Raw genomic sequence first — 22,786 nt, forward strand, 5'->3', positions numbered from 1 at the left:
CGGCGTCCTCGCGGCGCCGGGGGCTCCGTCGTCCCGGGAGCGCTCAGCCGGCCTGCCGCTCCAGGCGGAAGGCGGGGCAGACGTCCGGGTCGTCGTCGGCGTAGAGGTGCGTGTGCCCGTCGCCCTCGGCGATCGACAGGGCGTCGAGGGTGTCCCCCTTCAGGAAGCGCTGCGGCGTGGTGAAGGAGAGGGACAGGCGCGCGAACTCGGTGGCGGAGGTGCCGCCCTGCACGACGGCCCAGGTGCCGGAACCGTCGAAGGTCTCGCCGAGTTCGCTCCGGTACCAGTCGCCGGTCGGCCAGTCGTGCACGGTGACCGTGCCGCTGCCCGGCTTGTCCGGCGAGGCCTTCAGGGTGAGCGTCACGCCCTCCGCGTCGCCCTCGCCCCGGTAGGTGCCGGCGAGCTGCCCGGAGGTCGCGCCGACCGCCTGCTCGCCCATGCACGCCTCGACGCTGGTGGGCTCCGACGAACAGCCCGCCGCACAGGTCAGCAGGGCCAGCGCGGCGACGGCCGCCGGCACTCGTACTCGGGACACCGACTCACTTCTCCTTCGCCGGAATGCGCTCGGTCCAGACGATCTTCTGGTCCACGGACGAGAAGGCGCCCTCCTCGCGGTTGAACTTCTCCAGCCAGTCGTAGTAGCCGACGTAGTGCAGGAACGACTCGTTGCTGGTGTTGTTCTTCAGGGTGTACTCGACCACCAGGGAGCCGTCGGGGTCCTGCCCCTTGACCGTGTAGTTCAGGTTGTACGAGCCGGTGAACGCCTCGCCCAGGTGGTCCTCGTCGCCGGTGACGATCGCCGGGATGTCCGTGGTGATGAGCTTCTTGAACGCGCCCAGTTTGCCGCTCTCCGAGATCGAGTACGCCACGCTGCCCTCCGGCTGACCGGTGGACCGCCACTGCTGCAGCGTGTCCAGCCGCAGCTGCTCCATGCTCTCGCTGGACCTGATCAGCTCGGTCATCTCGTCGCCGTAGTAGTAGTCGCGGTGCCGGGCGCCGTCGCCGGTCACCCAGTCCCAGCCCAGCGAGTAAGGGTCGTCCGAACTGAGCCCCGGGTAGGGGTCCTTGCCCTTCAGGGCGAGGTCCAGCGCGTTGTACGCGTCCTCGCTGATCTTCTTCGTGGAGTCGATGTCGGTGAGTCCCGGGGCCTGGTTGAACCACTGACTCAGGCCGATGTCGGCCATGAGGCTGAAGGAGAGGTTGCGGTCGGCCGTGACGCCCCGCCTGAGGATCTGCGCGATCTCCCGGTCCGCCGCCTCGATGGTCTTCTTCTCCTCGTCGGTCAGCTCGACCTTGCAGGCGTTGCCGATGACGTCCGGGGACAGCGTGCCGTCCTTGTTGATGTACAGGCCCTTCTCCTTGGCCCGCCGGGCGGCGTCCTTGAGGTCCTTCTGGGCGGACTTCAGCTCGCCCACGCCGTCCTCGACGACGCGTCGTGCCGCGTCCGCCACCTTCGTGGCGTTCTCCAGCTGACGCTCGATGTCGTCGATCATCTTCCAGGCGTACGGGGCGGCGGCGCCTTCCCAGTAACCCTTGTCGCGCAGGGGGGTGAGCGCTTCGTCGTGCATGCGCTTGCCGAGGCCCTTGATGTCCCGGTGGATACTCTCCCAGCGGTCCGCCAGGTCGTCCAGCGTCGTCAGGTCCACGGACAGCAGCGTGAGGTAGAAGGTCTCCGCCATCAGTAGTCCTCCAGCGCCGAGCGGAGCCGCACCTGGCCGGCTCTCTCGCCCACGGCCATGTCCGTCTTGGTGTAGGTGCCGTCGCTCAGACGCAGGCTCTCTGCGATGTGCGCGAGCCATCCGGTGACGGTGCCGGCCTGCCGCTCCCACTGCCGGTGGGCGAGCCGGACGGCCCGCGCCGACTCCAGCCCGTCCAGGGCGCCCACCGCCTTCAGGGCGGGCTCCTCCAGGGAGGCTGCGGGCTTGTAGAAGTGGTCGTAGATGTCGTCGATCCGGCCGGCGACCTTCTTGAGCACGCCCGGTGCGATCTTCAGGTCGACGGGCCTGCCGCCGGCGGGCGGCGGCGGCAGGAGACCGGGAGTGGCCGGTTGCAGCGGCGGCCGGTCCAGCGGGTCGGCGGTGCTGCTCGCGGGCGGTGCGGTGTAGTGGCCCTCCCAGCCGGGGAGGACCTTGTGCCGCTCGATCTCGTCCGGGGACAGCGGGAGCTTCGCCCCGTCCGGCTCCGGGAGCCGGTCGTCCCCCGTGGTCTTGCCGTCGCCGCCCGCGTTCTTGCCTTCGCTCATGTGTGATCCCCCGTTCGGTGTCGCCCCTTCAGATAATCATGGTGACGACGGGGTGATCACATCGGTTCTACGGCGCAGGCCCGGAGCGCGGGCACTCCGGGCCTTGGCCTCGGCCGCCTGCGGCTTCAGCCGTCGGCGGAGCGGTACTTGCGCACCGCCAGCGTCCGGAAGACGGCGATGATCAGGACGGACCAGATCACCGATGCCCAGACGGGGTGCTGCATGGGCCAGGCGTCGGACTGGACGACGCCCGGGTTGCCGAACAGCTCGCGGCACGCCTGCACGGTCGCGCTGAACGGGTTCCACTCGGCGATGTGCCGCAGCCAGGGCGTCATCTGGCTGGAGTCCACGAAGGCGTTCGACACGAAGGTCACCGGGAACAGCCAGATGATCCCTCCCGAGGTCGCCGCCTCCGGCGTCCGCACGGACAGGCCGATCAGTGCGCCGATCCAGGTGAAGGCGTATCCCAGCAGAAGCAGCAGGCCGAAGCCGGCCAGGATCTCTCCTGCGGTGGTCGGCTCCGCGGTGCCGGTGCGCCAGCCCACGATCAGCGCGACGATCGCGAGGACGAGCAGTGTGATCGCCGTCTGCACCAGGTCGGCGACCGTGCGGCCGGTCAGCACCGCGCCGCGGGCCATCGGCAGGGAGCGGAAGCGGTCGACGAGCCCCTTCTGCATGTCGTCGGCGATGCCGGCCGCCGATCCCGCGGTGGCGAAGGTGACGGTCTGCGCGAAGATGCCGGCCATCAGGAAGTCCTTGTAGACGTCCGGGTCGGTGGTGTTCCCGATCTGCATCGAGCCGCCGAAGACGTACGTGAAGAGGATCACGAACATCACCGGCTGGATGACCCCGAACAGGACCATCTCGGGGATCCGGGTCATCCGGATCAGGTTTCTGCGGGCAATGACCAGGGAGTCGGCCATCATGCTCACTTGGTGACCTCCTTCTCCTGCGGGTGACCGGCGTCCCCGGGCCGGCGACCGGCCCCCTCCGCCGGGCCGTTCGTCTCTTCCCCGGTCTCCGCCGTGTGGCCGGTGAGGGAGAGGAAGACGTCGTCGAGGGTGGGGCGGCGCAGGCCGATGTCGTCGATCTCGATGCCCCGGGAGTCGAGTTCGCGGATGACCTCGGCGAGCAGCTTGGCGCCGCCGGTCACGGGCACCGTGAGCTTGCGCATGTGCTCCTCGACGGTCGTGTCGCCCTTGCCGAAGCCGCGCAGCACCTCCGAGGCGGTCGCGATGTGCTCGCGCTCGTGCACGACCAGTTCGACGCGCTCGCCGCCGGTGCGGGCCTTGAGCTGGTCGGAGGTGCCCTTGGCGATGACCTTGCCGCGGTCGACCACCGCGATCTCGTGCGCGAGGTGGTCGGCCTCCTCCAGATACTGGGTGGTCAGCAGCAGGGTCGTGCCGCCGGAGACCAGTTGCTTGATGACGTCCCACAGCTGCTGGCGGTTGCGCGGGTCCAGACCCGTCGTCGGCTCGTCCATGAACATCACGGGCGGCGAGACGACGAGGGCCGCCGCGAGGTCGAGCCGGCGGCGCATGCCTCCGGAGTAGGTCTTCGTGGGGCGGTCGGCGGCGTCCGCGAGGTGGAACTGCTCCAGCAGCTCGGTCGCCCGGCGCTTCGCGTCCTTGCCGCGCATCTGGTAGAGCTGGCCGACCATCTGCAGGTTCTCCCGGCCGGTCAGGTATTCGTCGACCGCGGCGAACTGGCCGGACAGGCCGATCGAGCGGCGTACCTCGTCGGGCTGCCTGAGCACGTCGAGGCCGGCGACGACCGCCTTGCCGCTGTCGGGGCGCAGCAGGGTGGTGAGGCAGCGGACGGTGGTGGTCTTGCCCGCGCCGTTCGGCCCGAGGAGTCCCAGGACCGTGCCCTCGGGGACCTCGAGGTCGACGCCGTCCAGAGCTTTCACGTCACCGAAGGTCTTCACCAGGCCTTCGGCGTAGATGGCGCCTGGCATATGAGTCTCCACGTCGTCGGGGATTCTTCGGAAAGCCTAGGATCGTGCGATTTTTTCCGCTTGTTCTTTTACCGGTTCCGCCGGACGCGGGCGGAACGACGGAGGTGGGACGGCCGTGGCGGCCGGGTGGCACACGACACACAGTAACGCGATGTATCGCGTCTCACAATGGGGTTCCACCCGTTTCACCCCGAAGGGTTGCGGGACCCGGTTCAGGCTCGGATTCGGGTCGGTTCGGCTCAGCCGATGACGGGGTATCCCGCGTCCCGCAGCGCCCGGCCGACCTCGGCGCAGTGCTCCGGGCCCTTCGTCTCCAGGTGCAGCTCGACCTCCGCCTCCGTGAGCCCGAGCCGCGGGTCGGTCCGGACGTGGCTCACGTCCAGCACGTTCGCGTCCACCACCGACAGCACTCCCAGCAGCGTGGCCAGCGCCCCCGGCCGGTCCGTCAGCCGCAGCCGGACGGCCAGGTAGCGGCCCTGCGCGGCCATGCCGTGCCGCAGCACGCCCTGCATCAGCACCGGGTCCACATTGCCCCCGGACAGCACCGCCACCACCGGGCCCTCGAAGGCGCCGGGGTCGCTCATCAGGGCCGCCACCGGACTCGCCCCGGCCGGCTCCACGACCAGCTTGGCCCGCTCCAGGCACAGCAGCAGCGCGGTGGACAGCGCGTCCTCGGAGACCGTGCGGACCTCGTCCACCAGCTCGCCGACGATCCCGAACGGCACGTCACCGGGCCGCCCCACCTTGATGCCGTCGGCCATCGTCACCGGGTTCTCGACGGCCACCGGACGGCCCGCCGCCAGCGACGGCGGATACGCCGCCGCACCCTCCGCCTGCACGCCCACGATCCGCACGTCCGGCCGGATCCCCTTGATCGCGACGGCCGTACCGGCCACCAGCCCGCCCCCGCCGATGCCGACCACCACGGTCCGCACCTCGGGGCACTGCTCCAGGATCTCCAGCCCGACCGTGCCCTGGCCGGCGATGACGTCGGGGTGGTCGAAGGGGTGGATGAAGACCGCGCCCGTGCGCTCCGCGTACTCCTGCGCGGCGGCCAGCGTCTCGTCGACGACCTGGCCGTGCAGGCGCACCTCGGCGCCGTAGTCCCGGGTGGCGCTGATCTTCGGCAGCGGGGCGCCCTTGGGCATGAACACCGTCGAGTGGACCCCGAGCAGGGTCGACGCCAGGGCGACGCCCTGCGCGTGGTTGCCCGCGCTGGCCGCGACGACCCCGGCGGCCCGTTCCTCGGGCAGCAGCCCGGCGATCCTGACGTACGCCCCGCGCAGCTTGAACGACCCCGTCCGCTGGAGGTTCTCGCACTTGAGGTGCACCGGCGCGCCGACCAGCTGGGACAGGTACCGGCTGCCCTCCATCGCCGTCACCCGCGCCACACCCGAGAGCATCTTCTGGGCTCCGCGCACATCGTCGAGGGTGACGGGTCGGACAGCGGCGGCCGTGCGGTAGCTCATGCCTCCAGCATCGCAGTTCACAGGCTCCGGCGAGGGTTGTGACCAACCTCCGAGACCCGCTTTGCGCAGCGCCGGTACGTCTCGCCGCCCGGCCGCGTACCCTGTCCCCCAATTAGCAGCCCTCCACGAAGTGAGCCCCCGGCCATGCCCACAACGCCTGAAATGTCGATGGACATGACGACCGCCGGTGACACCGGTCTTCTCGAGACGCTCCAGCACGAGGTGGCGCTCTTCGCCCGCCGCGCGGAACAGACGCGGCTCGGCGGGGTCGGGCAGGTCCGCAACTCCATGGACCGCGCCGCCTACCTGCTTCTCAACCGCCTCGACAAAGAGGGCCCGATGGGGGTGAAGGCCCTCGCCGCGAGCATGGGGATCGACTCCTCGACGGTCACCCGGCAGGTGGCCCCGCTCGTCGACACCGGCCTGGTCAAGCGGACCTCCCACCCGGAGGACGGACGCGCGGTGGTGCTCCAGCTGTCCCCGCGCGGGGTGTCGCGGCTGGACGAGGTGCGCACCTCGCGGCGTCAGCTGATGGCCGAGCTGACGCACGACTGGAAGCCGGAGGAACGCGCCGCGTTCTGCACCCTCCTGTCGCGCTTCAACAGCGCCCTGTCCGCCCGTACCGCCCCGCAGAGCGCCACGGGCCCGGAGTCGTCGCCGGCCTCCTGAGTCCGTCGGCCCCGCACTCTTGACCGGCGGGCCGACCCTGGCCTGATATGAGACCAGACCGGGCCCCGGGGCAGTCGGCCGGAGGCCAAGGGGGTCGCCCATCAGGCGGGAGGCGCGGTGCGGGAACGGCATGCGGTCCGGGACGCCCTGCGGAACCGGGAGTGCAAGGCGTTCGTCGCGGGCGCGGCGGGCCGGCTGCTGCATGCCGCCACTCTCCTCACGGCCGAGCCCCCGGACGACAACCCCGGCGCACGGCGCCTGCTGGCGCTGTCCCTGGCCCACACGTACGCGTGCTGGGACGGCCTGCGCGGCGAGGACCCCTACGACCGTGCCCGCCAGTACCTGGTCACCCGGTTCGCCCGCGAGGCCTGGCACCGGCACGGCGGCCTCCCCGGCCTGACCCGGCGGCGTCCCGCCGGCGCACTGGGCGCGCTCACCCCGCAGGAGCGTCTCGTCCTGGTGCTCAGGCTGTACGAGGGGGTCGCCGAGGAGCAGGTGGCCGCCCTGCTGGCCCTGCCCGTGGAACGGGTACGGACGGTCCACGACCGGGCGGTGGCCGCCCTGCTGCACCCGCGGCCGGAGCCGGCCCGCCGGGTGGCGAGGGCGGTGCCGTCGTGACCGGCACGCGCGCGGGCGACCCCGGGGGGCGACGGTGAACCGGGCCGAACGGGAGGCCGTCGCGCGGCGGATCATGGAGCAGTCGCCGCCCGTGGTACCGCCCGGTCTGTACGCGGACGTCCTGCGCCGGGGCGGCCGGATGCTGCGGCGCAGGACGGCCGCCCGCCGTCTGATGTGGCTGGTGCTGTGCGCCGCGGCCGTGGCGTTCACGGTCTGGGCCCTGACCGTACGGCCCTGGGTGGAGCCGCCGTCGGAGACGACCCCACCGCTGACCGGCTGGGAGGGCTGGTGAGCCCGGAGGGCTAGCCGAGCGCCTGCTGGAGATCCTCCAGCAGGTCGTCGGCGTTCTCGATGCCGACCGAGAGGCGCACCAGGTCGGCGGGGACCTCCAGGGCCGAACCGGCCGCGGAGGCGTGCGTCATCCGGCCGGGGTGCTCGATCAGCGACTCGACGCCGCCCAGGGACTCGCCGAGCGTGAACACCTTCGCGCGGTTGCAGACCTCGACCGCCGCCTCCTCGCCGCCCGCGACGCGGAAGGAGACCATGCCGCCGAACGCCCTCATCTGCTTGGCGGCGGTCTCGTGCCCGGGGTGGTCCGGCAGTCCCGGGTAGAGCACGCTCGTCACGCGCGCGTGCCGGGTGAGCATGTCGGCGACCTTGCCGGCGTTCTCGCTGTGCCGGTCCATGCGCACCGCGAGGGTCTTGGTGCCGCGCAGCACCAGCCAGGAGTCGAAGGGGCCCGCGACGGCGCCCATCGCGTTCTGGTGGAACGCGAGCTCCTCGCCGAGCTCCTGGTCGTTCACGATCAGCGCGCCGCCGACGACGTCCGAGTGGCCGCCCATGTACTTGGTCAGGGAGTGCACGACGACGTCCGCGCCGAGCGCCAGCGGCTGCTGGAGGTAGGGCGTGGCGAAGGTGTTGTCGACGACGAGCCGGGCCCCGGCCTCCCGGGCGACCTGGGCGACCGCCGCGACGTCGGTGATGCCGAGCAGCGGGTTGGACGGCGTCTCCACCCAGACGGCCTTGGTCTTCGGCGTCAGGGCGGCCCGCACGGCGGCGGGGTCGCTGGTGTCGGCCACCGACCACTCCACGCCCCACCGGGTGGCGACCTTGGCGAAGAGCCGGAAGGTGCCGCCGTAGGCGTCGTTGGGGATGACCACGTGGTCGCCGGGGCGCAGCAGCGTACGCAACAGGCAGTCCTCGGCCGCCAGTCCGGACGCGAAGGCGAGGCCGCGACGGCCGCCTTCCAGGGCCGCCAGGTTCTCCTCCAGCGCGGTCCGGGTCGGGTTGGCGCTGCGGCTGTACTCGTAGCCGCCGCGCAGGCCGCCGACGCCGTCCTGCTTGTAGGTCGACACCTGGTAGATCGGCGGAACCACCGCTCCCGTCAGGGGATCGGCGGTGTTGCCCGCGTGAATCGCGAGCGTCTCGAAGTGCTGACTGATGTGCCTGTCGCTCATGAGAGCCGAGCGTAGTGCCGCGGACGGCTCCGCGCGTTTTCCACAGGCTCCCGGCACAGGTTCGCCAATTGTCGGCGGCGTCTGGTTCGCTGGGGACATGGAGATTCTCTGGGTCCTGATCGCCCTGGTCATGCTGGGCTTCGTGCTGCTCCCCGTGCTGCGGCGCCGGCGGAGCGCGGTCGGGCTGGTCCCGCCCGGCCACCCGGACGCCGCGGACCCCGCGAACTACGGTTTCGCCCGCGAGGAGGAGCTGGACGTCCGCATGCCCGGCCCCGACCAGGACCTGCTGGACGTCCTGGACCTGGTCCAGCGCACACAGGACTACCGCGGGGCGCAGCAGTTGCTCGCGGGTACGGAGGCCGAAGGCGAGCGCCGCTGGCAGCGGGTGCAGGCGTTCGCGGGCGCCGCGTCGCTGGAGCTTCAGCAGCGGCCCGGCGGGGTCGGCGAGATGCCGGGCGGGCAGTGGCTGCGGGTGTGGCGGGCGGAGGCGCCCAAGGACGCGGGCGGCGCGGCCGTGCACGCCGAGTTCCTGGTGCAGCAGGCGTGGCGGACGGCGACGCCGGGCACCGACGAGTTCCGGATCATCATGGAGGAGGCGAAGGCGGCGTGCGGTGAGGCGGCGCTGCTGGCCCCGGGCGACCCGGTTCCGTACATCGTCGAGCTGTCGGTGGCGCGCGGCCTCGGGTACTCCCGCGAGGAGTTCGAGCAGCTGTGGCTGAAGATCCTCGACCGCGCGCCGGCGCACATGGGCGCGCATCTGGCCGCGCTGCCGTACTGGTGCGAGAAGTGGCACGGCTCGCGCGAGCTGGCGTACTCGTTCGCGGAGGCCGCGGCGGCCCGGGCACCGCACGGGTCGATGCTGGCCGCGATGCCGCTCTTCGCCGTCTTCGAGCACCTGCCCGAGGTCAATCTGGTCAGCGGTTTCTACCAGAGCGAGGTCGTCACCAGGGCGGTCCACGGCGCCCTGCACGCGGTCCACTCGGCGCGCCCCGACGACCCGACGCAGGCGCACGTGCGCCATCTGCTGGTCTTCTTCCTGGTCCGCGGCGAGCGCTGGGCCGAGGCGATGAACCAGCTGATAGTCATCGACGGCCATGTCGGCGCCCTGCCCTGGACGCTGTCGCCGGATCCGGCCGCGGAGTTCGCGGTCTACCGCGCCCTGGCGGTGGCGGGCTACGAGGCGAACGGCGGCAGCCCGGCGACGCTGCCGCACTGAGCGCGCCGGGCGCACTGGGTGCGCCGGGCGCGCCTCGAGCGCGCCGGGCGGCGGCGGTCCGGCGGGCCGGTGCTCCGGCCGGCCTGACCGCCCGCGGCTCAGCCCTTGTTACGGGCGGGCAGCCGCCACCCCGGGCGCGGGAAGTGGCAGGTGTAGCCCTCGGGGTAGCGCTGGAGGTAGTCCTGGTGCTCGGGCTCGGCCTCCCAGAAGGGGCCGACCGGCTCCACCTCGGTGACGACCTTGCCGGGCCAGAGCCCGGAGGCGTCCACGTCGGCGATGGTGTCCTCGGCGATCCGCTTCTGCTCGTCGTCGACGTAGTAGATCGCCGAGCGGTAGCTGAGGCCGATGTCGTTGCCCTGACGGTTCACGGTGCTCGGGTCGTGGATCTGGAAGAAGAACTCCAGGATCGCGCGGTAGTCGGTCTGCTCCGGGTCGAAGAGGATCTCGATGGCCTCCGCGTGCGTGCCGTGGTTGCGGTAGGTCGCGTTCGGCACGTCACCTCCGGTGTATCCGACCCGGGTCGCGGTCACTCCCGGGAGGTGGCGGATCAGCTCCTCCATCCCCCAGAAGCATCCGCCCGCCAGCACGGCCCTCTGCGTCTGCGCAGCCATTACGGCCCCTCCAAAATCGTTCGGTCCGGTCGCTCGGGCTGCTCGGTTCGCACATCGACCGGCATTCGGTGCCCGCTTCCCTCAACACGCGAGGACGACGTGCGATTCCGTGCCCCGTCCCGCTGCCTGCCCGGCCGTTCACCGCGCTGTCGCCCAGGACGGCCGCCAGGACGGCCCGGGGAGCGCCGGCAGGGCGGCGAGGTGGTCGACGACCGCCCGCAGGCCCGGGTGCGGATGGGTCGCGCGGAGCATGAGGGAGAGCGGGTAGGCGAGCGTCGGGTTCACGATCGGGATGCGCCGCAGGTCGTGCCGGGCCGGCCAGAGGTACCGGTCGCGCGCGCCGACGAGGGTGGCGACGTCGGCGGAGTCCGCGAGGGTGTCGAGCAGCACCTCGTTGCCGAAGTTCGGGCCGGCCGCGTCGATGCGCAGGTCGAAGGCCTCGGCGAGCTGGTCGTAGAAGTCCGCCCACTCGCTGCGGGGCGCGATGCCGGGCACCCAGATCCGCAGTCCGCGCAGCCGGGACGGCGTCAGCGTGCGGGCGGACGCGAGCGGGTGCCTGGGGCCGATGAGGAGTTCCAGCGGGGAGTCGAAGGCGTGGATCATCCGCACGTCGGGCGGCAGCGTGGCGGGATCGGTGACGCTGCGGAAGGAGGCGTCGATCTCCCCCGCCTGGACGGCGGCGGCCGCCACGTGGGGGTCGTCGGCCCTGAGGGTCACCACGTCGAGGTCGGTCCCGGGGTGCGCGCGCCAGTATTCGTGCAGGACGACGGCCTGTGCGCTCCGCAGGCCGAGCACGTCGATCCGCAGGGCCCGGGAGGCCGGCCTGACGGCGGCGAGGGCACGGTCGGCGCCCGCGACGATGCTGCGGGCGTGCGGGAGGAGCGCCTGGCCGTCCAGCGTCAGCTCGACACCCCGGGGGGTGCGGGTGAACAGGCGGGCGCCCAGTTCGCGTTCCAGGGCGGCGATCCGCTTCGAGACCGCCTGTTGTGTCACGCCCAGTTCGTCGGCCGCGTGCCGGAGCTGACCGAGCTCGGCGGCCCGGACGAACGATCGCACTGCCTCGGTGTCCACGGACGACAGCCTACGCGCGCACAACCACCGGTTGTGTCCCATCGGAAGCCGGTTGTTTGATCTGCGCCTCCCGGATCCGCTCTGATGACCGGACCCGAGCATCGGTTGTTCCTGAGAGGGGAGCGCACACGTGGAAAAGGGGTCGGACCTGGGCCGGCTCTGGTGGGCCTACGCCGTCAGCACATACGGCACCTGGACGGCGTTCGGCGCGTTCCCGTTGATCGCGGTGCGTGTGCTGGACGCGTCGGCGTTCGCGGTCTCACTGCTGGAGGCGGCGGGGATCGCCGTCTCGGCGCTCGTGGCGTTCCCGCTGGGGCCGTGGATCGAGCACCGGCCCAAACGACCGGTGATGATCGCGACGGACCTGGTGCGGTTCGCCGCGCTGGCGAGCGTCCCGGTCGCGTACGTCCTCGGCCTGCTCTCCTACGTCCAGTTGCTGCTCGTCTCGGTCGTCTCCGGGACCGCGGGCCTCGCCTTCACCGCCGCGTCCGGCGCGTATCTGAAGCACCTGGTCCGCGGCGACCGCCTCCTCGCCGCCAACGGGAGGTTCGAGGGCACCCTGTGGGTGGCGACCGCGGCGGGCCCGCCCGTCGGCGGCGCGCTCGTCGAACTCCTCGGCCCGGTCGTCACGGTCCTGACCGACTCCCTGAGCCACCTGCCGTCCGCGATGGCCGTCCGCCGCATCCGCGGCAGCGACGTGGCGACACCGCGCGACCCGGCGGCCCGGCCGGGAGCAGCCGGCCTGCTGCACGGCGGGCGGGTCATCGTCCACGACCCCGTACTGCGGCGCCTGTTCCTCAACCAGGTCCTGGTGAGCGGCCTGATCACGGCCACCACTCCCCTGCTGGCGGTCCTCCTGCTGGGCGAGTACCACCTCCCGGCCTGGCAGTACGGCCTCGCCTTCGGAGTCCCGGCCCTCGGCGGCTTCGCGGGCGCCCGCCTCTCCGCCCGCCTGGTGCGCCGGTACGGCCGCCACCGGGTACTGGCCGCCTCGGGCTGGCTGCGCTCCCTGTTCCCGATCGGCCTCGCGTTCCTCCGGCCAGGCGTCCCGGGGCTCGTCACCCTGATCGTCGTCGAGGGCCTGCTGATCACCTGCATGGGCGTCTTCAACCCGATCCATGCCACGGAACGCCTGCGACGCACCCCCGGGGACAGCGCCGCCCGGGTCCTCAGCACCTGGAGCGTCGGCAGCAGACTCGTCCAGGCCGCCCTGCTGCTCACCTGGGGCGTCCTGGCGACCCTCACCGGCCCCCTCCCCGCGATCACCGCCTCCGGCACCCTCCTCCTCACGACCCCCCTCCTGCTGCCCCGCCGCAGACACATGACCGACCTTGCCACCACCGCGCCGTCGAAGGACGTCCCTGCCACGTGACTTCGATCGCGGTGGCCGGGAGCCGTCGGGCGTATCGGTTCTGCCTCACCCGTTCGAGCGGTGCGGCAGGAGTCCCGCCCGATACTCTGAGGCCTGGGACCGGGATCACGCCCATGGGAGCGCCGATGACCTTGTCCGCTGCCGGGCAACCGCTCGTTCCCCAGCCTCCGGCCACGGTCACCGCGCTGCGTCACGCGATCACACAGACCGCACCGGCCGCGCTGCCGGCGTTCACCCGTGAGCTGGACCTGGCGGCCGATCAGGCCCGGCAGGGATCGGATCTGGCCCCCCTGCAACGGTTCATCGCCCAGTGGGCCGCGTACGTCTACATCCAGCGGCAGCCGGATCTGGCAGCAGACTTCCGCAACTGGGAAACGACTCTGTCCAGCAACTGCCGCTTCGCACGTCCACTCGTCAGCGCATGATCCGGCGGTGCGCCGTCGGGCCGGGGGACGGAGCGACACCCGCCGGCATGCGGGGGTGTCGCTCTTGTCCGGGGAGGGCTTCCCCTGCGGACGCCTGGTCCGCGGGCGGGGTCAGATCGTCGCGGTGTCGATCACGAAGCGGTAGCGGACGTCGCTGTTCAGGACGCGCTCGTACGCCTCGTTGATCTGGGACGCCTCGATCAGCTCGATCTCGGCGCCGATGCCGTGCTCCGCGCAGAAGTCCAGCATCTCCTGGGTCTCGGCGATGCCGCCGATCATCGAGCCGGCCAGGGTCTTGTTGCCGCCGATGAGGGAGAAGAGGTTGAGCGAGACCGGCTCCTCGGGGGCGCCGACGTTGACCAGGGCGCCGCCCGTCCTGAGCAGGCCCAGGTACGCGCCGAAGTCCAGGGGAGCGGAGACCGTGGAGAGGATCAGGTCGAAGGAGCCCGCCAGTTCCTCGAAGGTCTTCGGGTCGCTGGTCGCGTAGTAGTGGTCGGCGCCCAGCTTCAGGCCGTCGTCCTTCTTGCGCAGGGACTGGGAGAGCACCGTCACCTCGGCGCCGAGGGCGTGCGCGATCTTGACGCCCATGTGGCCGAGGCCGCCCAGGCCGACGACGGCGACCTTCTTGCCGGGGCCCGCGCCCCAGTGCTTGAGCGGGGAGTACGTGGTGATGCCGGCGCACAGCAGCGGCGCGGCCACGTCCAGCGGCAGCCCGTCCGGGATGCGCAGGGTGAAGGCCTCGTCGACGACGACCTTCTGCGAGTACCCGCCGTAGGTGGGCTCGCCGTCCTTGCCGACGCCGTTGTACGTCGCGACGTTGCCGCGGACGCAGTGCTGCTCGACGCCCGCCACGCAGTTCTCGCACTCGCCGCAGGAGTCGACCATGCAGCCGACGCCGACGTGGTCGCCGGCCTTGAACTTGGTCACGCCGGGGCCGACCGCCTCGACGACACCCGCGATCTCGTGGCCGGGAACCATCGGGAAGATGGCCTCGCCCCAGCCCTCGCGGGCCTGGTGGATGTCGGAGTGACAGATGCCGGCGAACTTGATGTCGATCAGGACGTCGTGCTCGCCCACCTCGCGCCGCTCGATGGTGGTGCGCTCCAGCGGAGCCTTGGCGGCGGGGGCGGCGTATGCGGCGACAGTGGTCATGCCGGGGTCTCCGGAATTCTCGGGGAGGTGTGTTCGCCCTCCACCCTGCCTGCGCGCCCCCACTCCACCCAGACCACCCTTCTGCCTACGTCCAGCGTGCCTACCACCAGCGGGGACAGGCTCCTGTGCGTACGACCGGGAATACTGGAGGACATGGATGGACAGCTGGACCGGCGTGCCGAACTGAGCGAGTTCCTGCGGACCCGGCGGGCCCGGCTGAAGCCGGAGGACGTGGGGCTGCCGGAGTTCGGGCGGCACCGCAGGGTCCCCGGACTGCGCCGCGAGGAGCTGGCGCAGCTCGCCGGTGTGTCCGTGGCGTACTACACGCGGCTGGAACAGGGCAACGGGCAGAACGTGTCGGCGGAGGTCCTGGACGCCATCGCCCGGGCGCTGCGGCTGACCGACGCCGAGCACGCCCACCTGACGCACCTGGCGAAGCCGAAGCAGCAGCGCCGGCGGGCGTCGGCGGGCCGGCCCCAGCAGCGACCGGTGCGAGTGGCACTGCTCCAGCTGCTGGACTCGATCGACACGGTGCCCGCCTATGTCACGGGCCGACGGTCGGACATCCTCGCCTGGAACCGGATGGCCGCGGCGCTCTTCGGCGACTGGGGCAAGCTGCCGGCGGCGGAGCGGAACTGGGCGCGGCTGGTCTTCCTGAACCCGGACTACCGCGAGCTGTTCGTCGACTGGGACCAGAAGGCGTACGACATGGTCAGCTTCCTGCGCATGGACGCGGGCCGGCACCCGGACGACCCGCGCCTGTCGGCACTGGTGGGCGAGCTGTCGGTGAAGAGCGAGGAGTTCCGCCGCCTGTGGGCCACGCACGACGTCAAGGAGAAGAGCTACGGCGTCAAGCGGATGCGGCACCCGCTGGTCGGTGACCTGACCCTGTCCTTCGAGACGTTCCGCCTGGTCGACGACGACGAACAGGCCTTCATCACGTACCACGCCGAGCCCGGCTCCCCGTCGGCGGAGGCACTGCGCCTGCTGGCGAGCTGGGGGACGGACGCGGCGGAGGCCGTCGCCCGTCCCTGACAGCCGGGCTCACGCGGATGCGTTCTCCCTGATGCTGATCCGCCCCTTGCGGATCGTCGCCAGACGCGGGGCCTTCTTCGCGATCGCCGAGTCGTGGGTGACCATCACGAAGGTGAGACCCAGCTCCTTCCACATGCGGTCGAGTACGTCCATGATCTCGTCGCGGGTCGACTCGTCGAGGTTGCCGGTGGGTTCGTCGGCGAGGAGCACCTTCGGCTGCTTGACCAGCGCGCGGGCGATGGCGACGCGCTGCTGCTGGCCGCCGGACATCTCGCCGGGGAGGTGACCGAGGCGTTCGCCGAGGCCGACGGAGGCCAGCGCCTCGGCGGCCTTCTCTCGCCGGTCCTTCGCCTTGACGCCGAGCGGGACCAGGGCGGTCTCGACGTTCTCCTGGGCGGTCAGGGTCGGTATGAGGTTGAAGGACTGGAAGACGAAGCCGATGCTCTCGCTGCGCACCCGGGTCAGCCGGGCCTCGGGCAGCGCGGCCAGGTCGGTGCCGTCGAGGACGACCCGGCCGGCGCTGGGCCGGTCCAGGGCGCCCAGCATCTGCAGCAGCGTGGACTTGCCGCCGCCGGTGGGGCCCTGGATGACGAGCCGGTCGCCGTCGGCGATGGTCAGGTCGACGCCGTCGAGGGCGTGCACGGTGTCCTTGCCGCGGGTGTAGCGCTTGGTGACGCCGCTGAGTTCGTACATGGTGCAACTCCTGGGAGAGGTGGGTGGCGGGCGCTACTCGACGCGGCGCAGGGCGTCCGCGGGGCGCAGCCGGGAGGCGCGCCAGCCGCCGAAGCCGCCGGCGACGAGCCCGCCGGCCACGGCGAGGGCGACCGCGAGGACGATGGTGGTGAGACTGACGGGCGCGGTGAGGGCGATGTCCAGCGTCTTCGCCGCGGTCTGCCGGCCGGGGCCGCCCATGCCGCCGCCCCCGAAGCCGCCGCCCATTCCTCCGCCGCCGCTCGTGCCGCCGCCCAGCTGGGCCTGGAGCGTCGGGCTGACGGCGGTGACGGCGTACGCGCCCGCCAGGCCGAGCGCGATGCCGAGGACGCCGCCGACCAGGCCGTTGACGACGGCCTCGCCGACCACCTGCCGGGTCACCCGGCCCGAGCGCCAGCCCAGCGCCTTGAGCGTGCCGAACTCGCGCACCCGGCGGGAGACGGCCGAGGAGGTGAGCAGTCCGGCGACGAGGAACGCGGCGGCCAGCACCACGAGGGAGAGCCACTTGCCGACGCCGGCGGCGAGCGAGGAGGCGGTGGACAGGGAGCCGGAGACGGTGTCGGCGAGGTCGGCGGAGGTGGTGACCGTGGTGCCCGGGATGTTCTTCTGGATCGCGGCCTTGACGCCGTCGATCTTCTGCGAGTCGGTCGCCTTGACGTAGATCGTGGTGACCTTGTCCTTGGCGTCGCCCAGCGTCTGGGCCTGCTCGAGCGGCACGTAGAGGTTGGCCGCCGCGTCGCCGCTGTCGGCCGTGGCGATGCCGACGATCTGGAACTTCGTGCCCTTGATGGTGACCGTGGAGCCGGTCGTGAGCTTCTTCTCCTTGGCGTACGCCGCGTCGGCGACGGCCACCTTCGCATCCGTCTCCGACGTCTTGAAGGTACGGCCGCTGGTGATGGAGGAGGAGGTCAGCGGGCCGAGCGCGGGTTCGGTGACGTCGGTGCCGTAGACGGAGTAGCTGTTGACGTCGAAGTCGGCGCCGCCGCCCTGGACACGGCCCTCGGGGGCCTGCCCGCCGCCCGGGCCGCCCTGTCCCTGTCCCTGGCCGCCGGTGCCGCCCTCCTGCTGGAACTGACCGCGCGTGAACTGCCCGCTGACCTTCATGACTTGGAGGCTCAGCCCGCCCACCGCGTCCGCGACACCGCTCTGTCCCGCGACCTTGCCGACGGTCGAGCTCGCCAGTGTCTGGAAGCCCTGCACCATGACGCGGTCGGTGCTCTGCTCCTCCTCGGAGCCGTCGTCCTGTGCGTCGAAGCGGAAACGCGGCCGTTCGGAGGTGCTGGGGGCCGGCGACGCGGCCTTGGTGACCGTCATGTCCGTGCCCAGGCCGTACAGGGACTGCAGGACCTTGTCCTGGGCCTTGCCCATGCCGGAGGAGACGGAGTCGACGACGATGACCAGCGCGATGCCCAGCGCCAGGCCGGAGGCGACGACGAGGGCCGCCTTTCTGCGGCGGCGCAGCTCGCGCCTCAGGTAGGTGAAGAACATGGCCGCAAAGTAGGGACGGCCCGTGATGAAGGGATAAGGGCCGCGTAAGAGGAGGATGAGAAGCGGCGGGAACGGCGGACGCCCGCCGCCCCCGGTGCGGGGCGACGGGCGTCCGTCGTGAAGTGGCTCTGCGGCGCGGGGTGTTCGGCGTCAGACCGCCGAACCCGCCTTCCACTGGGCCCAGTCCATGTTCCAGCCGTTGAGGCCGTTGTCCGGGGAGATGGTCTTGTCGCCGGTGTTCTGGACGACGACCACGTCACCGATGATCGAGTTGTTGTAGAACCAGGCGGCCGGGGTGTTCGGGTCGCCGGCGCCCTTGACGTCCTCCAGGCCCACGCAGCCGTGGCTGGTGTTGGCGCTGCCGAAGATGCCCTTGCCCCAGTAGTTGCCGTGGATGAAGGTACCGGAGGTGCTCAGCCGCATGGCGTGCGGCACGTCCTTGATGTCGTACTCGCCCTTGCCGTCGTCGTCGGTGAAGCCGACGGTCGAGCCGTCCATCCGGGTCTCCTTGTACTTCTCGGAGATCACCATCTGGCCCTCGTAGGTCTTGTTCTCGGGGGAGCCCGCGGAGATCGGGATGGTGCGGACGGTCTTGCCGTCCTGCGTGACCTTCATCTGCTTGGTCTTCGCGTCGACGTACGAGACCTGGTTGCGGCCGATCTTGAAGGTGACGGTCTTCTGCTGGACGCCGTAGACGCCCTCGGTACCCTCGACGCCGTCGAGCGCCAGCTTGAGGGTGACGGTGGAACCCTCCTGCCAGTACGTCTCGGGGCGGCAGTCCATGCGCTGGGTGCTGAACCAGTGGCAGGCGACTTCCTGGCCGCTGGTCGTGTTGACGGTGATCGCCTTCTGGACGGCGGCCTTGTTGGTGATCTCCTTGTCGAAGTTGATCGACACGGGCATGCCGACGCCCACGGTCTTGCCGTCGTCCGGGGTGAAGGTGCCGATGAAGCTGTTGCTCTTGGAGACCGTGGTGAACGAGGAGTTCTCGTGGGCGGCGCGGCCCTCGGAGTCCTTGGCGGTGGCCGTCAGCTTGTAGGTGGTGGCCCGCTCGAGCTGGGAGCTGGGCTTCCAGCTGGTCTTGTCGGCGGATATCTCGCCGCTGACCTCGGTGCCGTCCGTCGTGGTCATCTTGACCTCGGTGAGCGTGCCCTTGCTCACGGTGACGGTGGCCGAGTTGTTGATGGAGGCGTTGTCCGAGCCGTTCTCGGGCGTGATCTTGATCTGGGCCTCGGAGGTCTTCTTGGCCGCGGCCTCGTCGACCTGTGCCTGCGAGGTGCCGTCGTCCCCACCTCCGGAGGCGTCGGCGTCGTTGCTGGAACATGCCGAGAGCACCAGCACACCGCCGAGCAGTGCGGACGCGGCCGCCAGGCCCTTGCGCCGCTTACCGTCCGTCATCACACGCTTCTCCATCGTTGCCGATTCCCGAAACCCCGAGCTCCCCCGTCAAGACGTTCAACGCTACGACCGGTTCGTCCCGTTCCATATCGTCAGTCGGTGTGGGACATACCACTCCGCCGCGGGGCGGTGGTGGTGCGGGGGTCGGTCGGTGCGTCCCTTGAGACGGTGAAACCCCCGGTGGCGGTTGCCGACCGGGGGCCACGTTTTCCCCACGGCGCGTCAGCCGGCCGCCGATTTCCCGTCTTCCGGATCATCCTGGCCGCCATCATCCTCGTCCAGGTCCCAGTCGGGCGAGTCGGGGTCGTAGTCGATCTGCTCACTGCTCCACGAGGCCTGCTGGAGTTCGATCCCGGGCACCTCGCTGACCAGGTCGAACGGGTCCACGAGGTAGGCCAGGGCCTCGGCGGTGTCCTCGGTCACAGCGCGCTCGGCGTGCGCCCGTTCCGCGTCGGGCAGCTCGGGGTCGTCGGCGAGGGCCTGCAGCGCGGCGCCGGTGACGGCCTCCTCGTCGTCGATCGCCAGGACGAGGTCCACACGAAGCCGTACAAAACGTGATGTCTCCGGAGTGCTCATGCCCGGAGAGTACGGCGGACCCCTCCCGTGACTTTCCTGTGACCCGCGCCTTTCACTAACATCTGCCCACACGGCCAATTCGCCAGCGCCACAAGGGGATCGATATTCCGTGTCATCCGCTCGCCGTCCGTTGCTGACCGCCGCCGCCGCGGGGGGCCTGCTGTGCGCCCTGTGGTTCGTCCCGTCCGCGAACGCGACACCCGGGGCCCCGGCCGAGGACACCGCCGCCACGAGCCCGTCCCCGCAGGTCACCGCGCAGGCCAGAGCCGTGTCGACGGACACGGCGGCGGGCGCGGAGAGCGCCCGGCTGGCCGACACCGGCAGCTTCGACAGCACCCCGTACGTCATCGGCGGCACCGCCTGCCTCGGCCTCGGCGCCGGGTTCGTCGTCTACTCGGTGCGCCGGGAACGCCTTGATTTTTGAGATCACTTGACGTTCTTTTGACAGTTTTGACCTACGGGTCCCGTCACGCCCCGCGTGACGGGACCCGTGGGTCCGACCCGGCTAGCGCAGCGGCCCGGTGACCGTCTCCGCCGCCGCGACCACGCCGCCGGTGCGCACGAAGGCGTCCGCCGCGGCCAGGTCGGGGGCCAGGAACCGGTCCGGCCCGGGGCCCTCGACACCCGCGGCCCGCGCGGCGTCGATGACCGCCTGCGAGGCCGGGGCCGGGGTGAGTCCCTCGCGGAGCTGGATCGCGCGTGTGGCGGCGTACAGCTCGACGGCGATCACCCGGGTGAGGTTGTCGACGGCCGTACGCAGCTTGCGCGCCGCCGACCAGCCCATGGACACGTGGTCCTCCTGCATCGCGGAGGACGGGATGGAGTCCGCCGAGGCCGGTACGGCGAGCCGCTTCAGCTCGCTGACCAGCGCGGCCTGCGTGTACTGGGCGATCATCAGCCCGGAGTCGACACCCGCGTCGTCCGCGAGGAACGGCGGCAGACCGTGGCTGCGGTTCTTGTCGAGCAGCCGGTCGGTGCGCCGCTCGGCGATGGAGCCCAGGTCGGCGACGGCGACGGCGAGGAAGTCGAGGACGTAGGCGACCGGGGCGCCGTGGAAGTTGCCGTTGGACTCCACGCGCCCGTCGGGCAGCACCACCGGATTGTCCACGGCCGCCGCGAGTTCCCGCTCGGCGACGAGGGAGGCGTGGGCCATCGTGTCGCGCCCGGCGCCGGCGACCTGTGGGGCGCAGCGCACCGAGTAGGCGTCCTGGACGCGGGGGGCGTCGTCCTGGTGGTGGCCGGTGAGGCCGGAGCCCTTGAGCACGGCGGCCATGTTGGCGGCGCTGGCGGCCTGCCCCGGGTGCGGGCGGATGGCGTGCAGCTCGGGGGCGAGCACCTTGTCGGTGCCGAGCAGGGCCTCCAGGGTCAGCGCGGCGGTGACGTCGGCGGACTTGTAGAGGGTGTCGAGGTCGGCCAGGGCCATGACCAGCATGCCGAGCATGCCGTCGGTGCCGTTGAGCAGGGCGAGGCCCTCCTTCTCGCGCAGCTCGACGGGGGCGATCCCGTGCTCGGCGAGCAGCTCAGCGGCCGGCCGCACGGTGCCGTCGGGGCCCTCGGCGTCCCCCTCGCCCATCAGCGTCAGGGCGCAGTGGGAGAGCGGCGCGAGGTCGCCGGAGCAGCCGAGGGAGCCGTACTCGTGCACGACCGGCGCGATGCCGGCGTTGAGGACGTCGGCCATGGTCTGCGCGACCTCGGGGCGGACGCCGGTGTGCCCGGAGCAGACGGTCTTCAGCCGGAGGAACATCAGGGCGCGCACGACCTCGCGCTCGACGCGCGGCCCCATGCCGGCGGCGTGCGAACGGACGATGTTGCGCTGCAGCTGGGCGCGCAGGTCGGGGCTGATGTGCCGGGTCGCCAGGGCGCCGAAGCCGGTGCTCACGCCGTAGACGGGGTCCGGCTTGGCGGCCAGCGCGTCCACGATGCCGCGGGCCGCCGCCAGCGCCGCCACCGCTTCCTCGGAGAGCTCGACCCGGGCGCCTGCGCGCGCCACGGCGAGGACGTCGGACGCGGTGACCCCGGACGTCCCCACCACCACAGTGTGCATATTCATATTCAGGAGCGTACGCACTGAATTCCGCAATGTCACCCCCTCCTCCGGGGCTCACCCCTTACCCGCACCACCGGCGGAGGAACGCTAGGGCGAATGCCGCCCCCGGAACCGCCGGCGTTCCCCGTCCCCGTCCCTGGGCGGCTGGTCCGCCAGCCGTACGACGGGATCGTCGGGCCCCTCGCGCCCGGCGACGACCGGCCGGTCGGACTGCTCGGCCTTGGCCCGGTACTGCGCGGCGTCCGCCAGCCGGAACAGCCGGCGAGCCGAACGCACGGGCCCCACGGCGTCCTCCGTGGACGCGACCCCGCAGGCCACGCCGTCGCCGAGCTCCAGCTCGGCCGCCCGGCGGCACAGCTCCTCGGCCGCCTTCACCACCGCGTCGGCGGGCGGACCGACCGCGAGCAGACAGAACTCGTCCCCGCCGAGCCGGGCCGCGAGTGCCCCCGGCAGCATCGCCCCGCACAGCGACAGCACCGACCCGAAGCGCTCCAGGAGCCGGTCGCCGACGGCGTGCCCGTGGGTGTCGTTCACCCGCTTGAGCCCGTTGAGGTCGCACACGACGAGGCTGACGACGACCCCCTCCGTACGGTGCCGCTCCACCGCCTCGTCCAGGCGGGCGTCGACCGCCCTGCGGTTGGCGAGCCCGGTGAGCGCGTCGGTGTACGCGAGGCGCCGGACCTCCTCCAGCCGCTCGGTCTGCGCGATCCCGGCGGCCACCACCGCGGCCAGGACGGTGGCGAAGTCGGCGTCGCCCCGCGCGAAGACGGGCTCGCCCACCGGACGGGCCACGTACAGCTCGCCCCAGGCGCGGCCGTGCAGCACGATCGGCGCGACCACGCAGCAGCCGCGCCCACGGCGGCGCAGGGCGGCGACGCGCTGATGGACGTATCCGGGGCTCCCCGCGGCGGGCCCCTCGGCCGTCTCCACCCAGGCGTCGGGCTCGCCCCCGCCCGCCCAGCGCTCGTGCAGGAACTCGGTGATCTCGGCGAACTGGTGCACGGGGTAGGACTCGTCCTCGGGGAACTCCTCCTCGTCCTCGGCCCGCTCGCCCACGTTCACCAGGACCCGGAGCCGACCGAGCTCGCGCTCCCACACCGACAGGGCCGCGAAGCTGCCGCCCAACGCCCGGCAGGCGCCGACGGCCGCCGCCCGCCACGCCTCCGGGGAACTGTGCGCGGCCGCCATGCCCTGTGCCAACGCCACGACGGCCTCGAGCCGTCTGTCCTCACCCATCACTCCAGGCTAGGGACGTTTTACCCAAAAGTGGAC

At 71.7% G+C, this 22,786-nt stretch carries 24 protein-coding genes; 8 read left to right on the forward strand and 16 right to left on the reverse strand.

Going from position 1 to position 22,786, the window contains the following annotated elements; genetic code table 11:
• Positions 1-43: 43 nt before the first annotated feature.
• The 6 genes from AB0E77_RS00950 to ilvA all read right to left on the reverse strand — a co-directional run bounded on the left by AB0E77_RS00950 (position 44) and on the right by ilvA (position 5,668).
• Positions 44-535, reverse strand: a complete 492-nt coding sequence (locus AB0E77_RS00950; RefSeq protein ID WP_361563672.1) for a hypothetical protein — start codon at positions 533-535, stop codon at positions 44-46.
• A gap of 4 nt (positions 536-539) precedes the next feature.
• Complete coding sequence (locus tag AB0E77_RS00955; protein ID WP_361563675.1) at positions 540-1,679, reverse strand: hypothetical protein; 1,140 nt, start codon at positions 1,677-1,679, stop codon at positions 540-542.
• Complete coding sequence (locus tag AB0E77_RS00960; RefSeq protein ID WP_361563677.1) at positions 1,679-2,242, reverse strand: hypothetical protein; 564 nt, start codon at positions 2,240-2,242, stop codon at positions 1,679-1,681. Before AB0E77_RS00960 ends, AB0E77_RS00955 begins: the two co-directional genes overlap by 1 nt.
• Before the next feature lie 125 nt (positions 2,243-2,367).
• A complete protein-coding gene (locus AB0E77_RS00965; protein ID WP_361564404.1) occupies positions 2,368-3,165 on the reverse strand; it encodes an ABC transporter permease in 798 nt (265 codons plus the stop codon).
• Positions 3,166-3,170: 5 nt separating this feature from the next.
• Positions 3,171-4,199 (reverse strand): ATP-binding cassette domain-containing protein, encoded by a 1,029-nt coding sequence (locus AB0E77_RS00970; protein ID WP_361563679.1) that lies wholly within the window; start codon positions 4,197-4,199, stop codon positions 3,171-3,173.
• 239 nt (positions 4,200-4,438) lie between these two features.
• On the reverse strand, positions 4,439-5,668 hold the full coding sequence (gene ilvA, locus AB0E77_RS00975) for a threonine ammonia-lyase (RefSeq protein ID WP_361563682.1): 1,230 nt from the start codon (positions 5,666-5,668) through the stop codon (positions 4,439-4,441).
• 168 nt (positions 5,669-5,836) lie between these two features.
• Here ilvA and AB0E77_RS00980 point away from each other — a divergent pair, with 168 nt between their 5' ends.
• The 3 genes from AB0E77_RS00980 (at position 5,837) to AB0E77_RS00990 (ending at position 7,247) form a co-directional block, all read left to right on the forward strand.
• Positions 5,837-6,337 carry a MarR family transcriptional regulator gene (locus tag AB0E77_RS00980; protein ID WP_361564407.1) on the forward strand — a complete coding sequence of 167 codons (501 nt, stop codon included), beginning with the start codon at positions 5,837-5,839 and terminating at the stop codon, positions 6,335-6,337.
• Between the two features lie 117 nt (positions 6,338-6,454).
• The gene (locus tag AB0E77_RS00985; protein ID WP_361563684.1) at positions 6,455-6,955 is read left to right on the forward strand and encodes a sigma factor-like helix-turn-helix DNA-binding protein; all 501 of its coding nucleotides are present in this window, start codon (positions 6,455-6,457) and stop codon (positions 6,953-6,955) included.
• A gap of 34 nt (positions 6,956-6,989) precedes the next feature.
• Complete coding sequence (locus tag AB0E77_RS00990) at positions 6,990-7,247, forward strand: hypothetical protein (protein ID WP_361563687.1); 258 nt, start codon at positions 6,990-6,992, stop codon at positions 7,245-7,247.
• A gap of 10 nt (positions 7,248-7,257) precedes the next feature.
• On the opposite strand, the gene AB0E77_RS00995 is transcribed toward AB0E77_RS00990, so the two are convergent.
• A complete protein-coding gene (locus AB0E77_RS00995) occupies positions 7,258-8,412 on the reverse strand; it encodes a cystathionine gamma-synthase (RefSeq protein ID WP_361563690.1) in 1,155 nt (384 codons plus the stop codon).
• Between the two features lie 97 nt (positions 8,413-8,509).
• Between AB0E77_RS00995 and AB0E77_RS01000 the strand changes: the two genes are divergently transcribed.
• Positions 8,510-9,628, forward strand: a complete 1,119-nt coding sequence (locus AB0E77_RS01000) for a hypothetical protein (protein WP_361563693.1) — start codon at positions 8,510-8,512, stop codon at positions 9,626-9,628.
• Between the two features lie 98 nt (positions 9,629-9,726).
• Here the strand turns inward: AB0E77_RS01000 and msrA are convergent, their stop codons facing one another.
• Together msrA and AB0E77_RS01010 are read right to left on the reverse strand one after the other, a co-directional pair.
• A complete protein-coding gene (gene msrA, locus AB0E77_RS01005; protein ID WP_361563696.1) occupies positions 9,727-10,239 on the reverse strand; it encodes a peptide-methionine (S)-S-oxide reductase MsrA in 513 nt (170 codons plus the stop codon).
• A gap of 138 nt (positions 10,240-10,377) precedes the next feature.
• Positions 10,378-11,310, reverse strand: coding sequence for a LysR family transcriptional regulator (locus AB0E77_RS01010; protein ID WP_361563699.1), 933 nt, complete (start codon positions 11,308-11,310; stop codon positions 10,378-10,380).
• Between the two features lie 130 nt (positions 11,311-11,440).
• On the opposite strand from AB0E77_RS01010, the gene AB0E77_RS01015 reads away from it, so the two are divergent.
• Positions 11,441-12,682: an MFS transporter gene (locus AB0E77_RS01015; RefSeq protein WP_361563702.1), complete on the forward strand. Its 1,242-nt coding sequence runs from the start codon at positions 11,441-11,443 to the stop codon at positions 12,680-12,682.
• A 125-nt stretch (positions 12,683-12,807) separates the two neighbouring features.
• Positions 12,808-13,107 (forward strand): DUF6247 family protein, encoded by a 300-nt coding sequence (locus tag AB0E77_RS01020; protein ID WP_361563705.1) that lies wholly within the window; start codon positions 12,808-12,810, stop codon positions 13,105-13,107.
• A gap of 111 nt (positions 13,108-13,218) precedes the next feature.
• On the opposite strand, the gene AB0E77_RS01025 is transcribed toward AB0E77_RS01020, so the two are convergent.
• Complete coding sequence (locus AB0E77_RS01025; RefSeq protein ID WP_361563708.1) at positions 13,219-14,259, reverse strand: NAD(P)-dependent alcohol dehydrogenase; 1,041 nt, start codon at positions 14,257-14,259, stop codon at positions 13,219-13,221.
• Positions 14,260-14,412: 153 nt separating this feature from the next.
• On the opposite strand from AB0E77_RS01025, the gene AB0E77_RS01030 reads away from it, so the two are divergent.
• On the forward strand, positions 14,413-15,294 hold the full coding sequence (locus AB0E77_RS01030; RefSeq protein WP_361563711.1) for a helix-turn-helix transcriptional regulator: 882 nt from the start codon (positions 14,413-14,415) through the stop codon (positions 15,292-15,294).
• A gap of 9 nt (positions 15,295-15,303) precedes the next feature.
• Here AB0E77_RS01030 and AB0E77_RS01035 read toward each other — a convergent pair whose 3' ends face one another.
• The 4 genes from AB0E77_RS01035 to AB0E77_RS01050 form a co-directional block, all read right to left on the reverse strand.
• The gene (locus AB0E77_RS01035; RefSeq protein WP_361563713.1) at positions 15,304-15,987 is read right to left on the reverse strand and encodes an ABC transporter ATP-binding protein; all 684 of its coding nucleotides are present in this window, start codon (positions 15,985-15,987) and stop codon (positions 15,304-15,306) included.
• 33 nt (positions 15,988-16,020) lie between these two features.
• Complete coding sequence (locus tag AB0E77_RS01040; protein ID WP_361563716.1) at positions 16,021-17,493, reverse strand: ABC transporter permease; 1,473 nt, start codon at positions 17,491-17,493, stop codon at positions 16,021-16,023.
• A gap of 150 nt (positions 17,494-17,643) precedes the next feature.
• Positions 17,644-18,891, reverse strand: coding sequence for an Ig-like domain-containing protein (locus AB0E77_RS01045; protein WP_361563718.1), 1,248 nt, complete (start codon positions 18,889-18,891; stop codon positions 17,644-17,646).
• 222 nt (positions 18,892-19,113) lie between these two features.
• Positions 19,114-19,467 carry a hypothetical protein gene (locus AB0E77_RS01050; protein WP_361563721.1) on the reverse strand — a complete coding sequence of 118 codons (354 nt, stop codon included), beginning with the start codon at positions 19,465-19,467 and terminating at the stop codon, positions 19,114-19,116.
• A 109-nt stretch (positions 19,468-19,576) separates the two neighbouring features.
• On the opposite strand from AB0E77_RS01050, the gene AB0E77_RS01055 reads away from it, so the two are divergent.
• Positions 19,577-19,891, forward strand: a complete 315-nt coding sequence (locus AB0E77_RS01055; protein WP_361563724.1) for a hypothetical protein — start codon at positions 19,577-19,579, stop codon at positions 19,889-19,891.
• A gap of 81 nt (positions 19,892-19,972) precedes the next feature.
• Here the strand turns inward: AB0E77_RS01055 and hutH are convergent, their stop codons facing one another.
• Together hutH and AB0E77_RS01065 are read right to left on the reverse strand one after the other, a co-directional pair.
• Positions 19,973-21,511 carry a histidine ammonia-lyase gene (gene hutH, locus AB0E77_RS01060; protein ID WP_361564410.1) on the reverse strand — a complete coding sequence of 513 codons (1,539 nt, stop codon included), beginning with the start codon at positions 21,509-21,511 and terminating at the stop codon, positions 19,973-19,975.
• A gap of 90 nt (positions 21,512-21,601) precedes the next feature.
• Complete coding sequence (locus AB0E77_RS01065) at positions 21,602-22,750, reverse strand: GGDEF domain-containing protein (RefSeq protein WP_361563727.1); 1,149 nt, start codon at positions 22,748-22,750, stop codon at positions 21,602-21,604.
• Positions 22,751-22,786: the final 36 nt, after the last annotated feature.

Source organism: Streptomyces sp. NPDC032940 (genome assembly GCF_040636935.1).
Classification (GTDB): Bacteria; Actinomycetota; Actinomycetes; order Streptomycetales; family Streptomycetaceae; genus Streptomyces.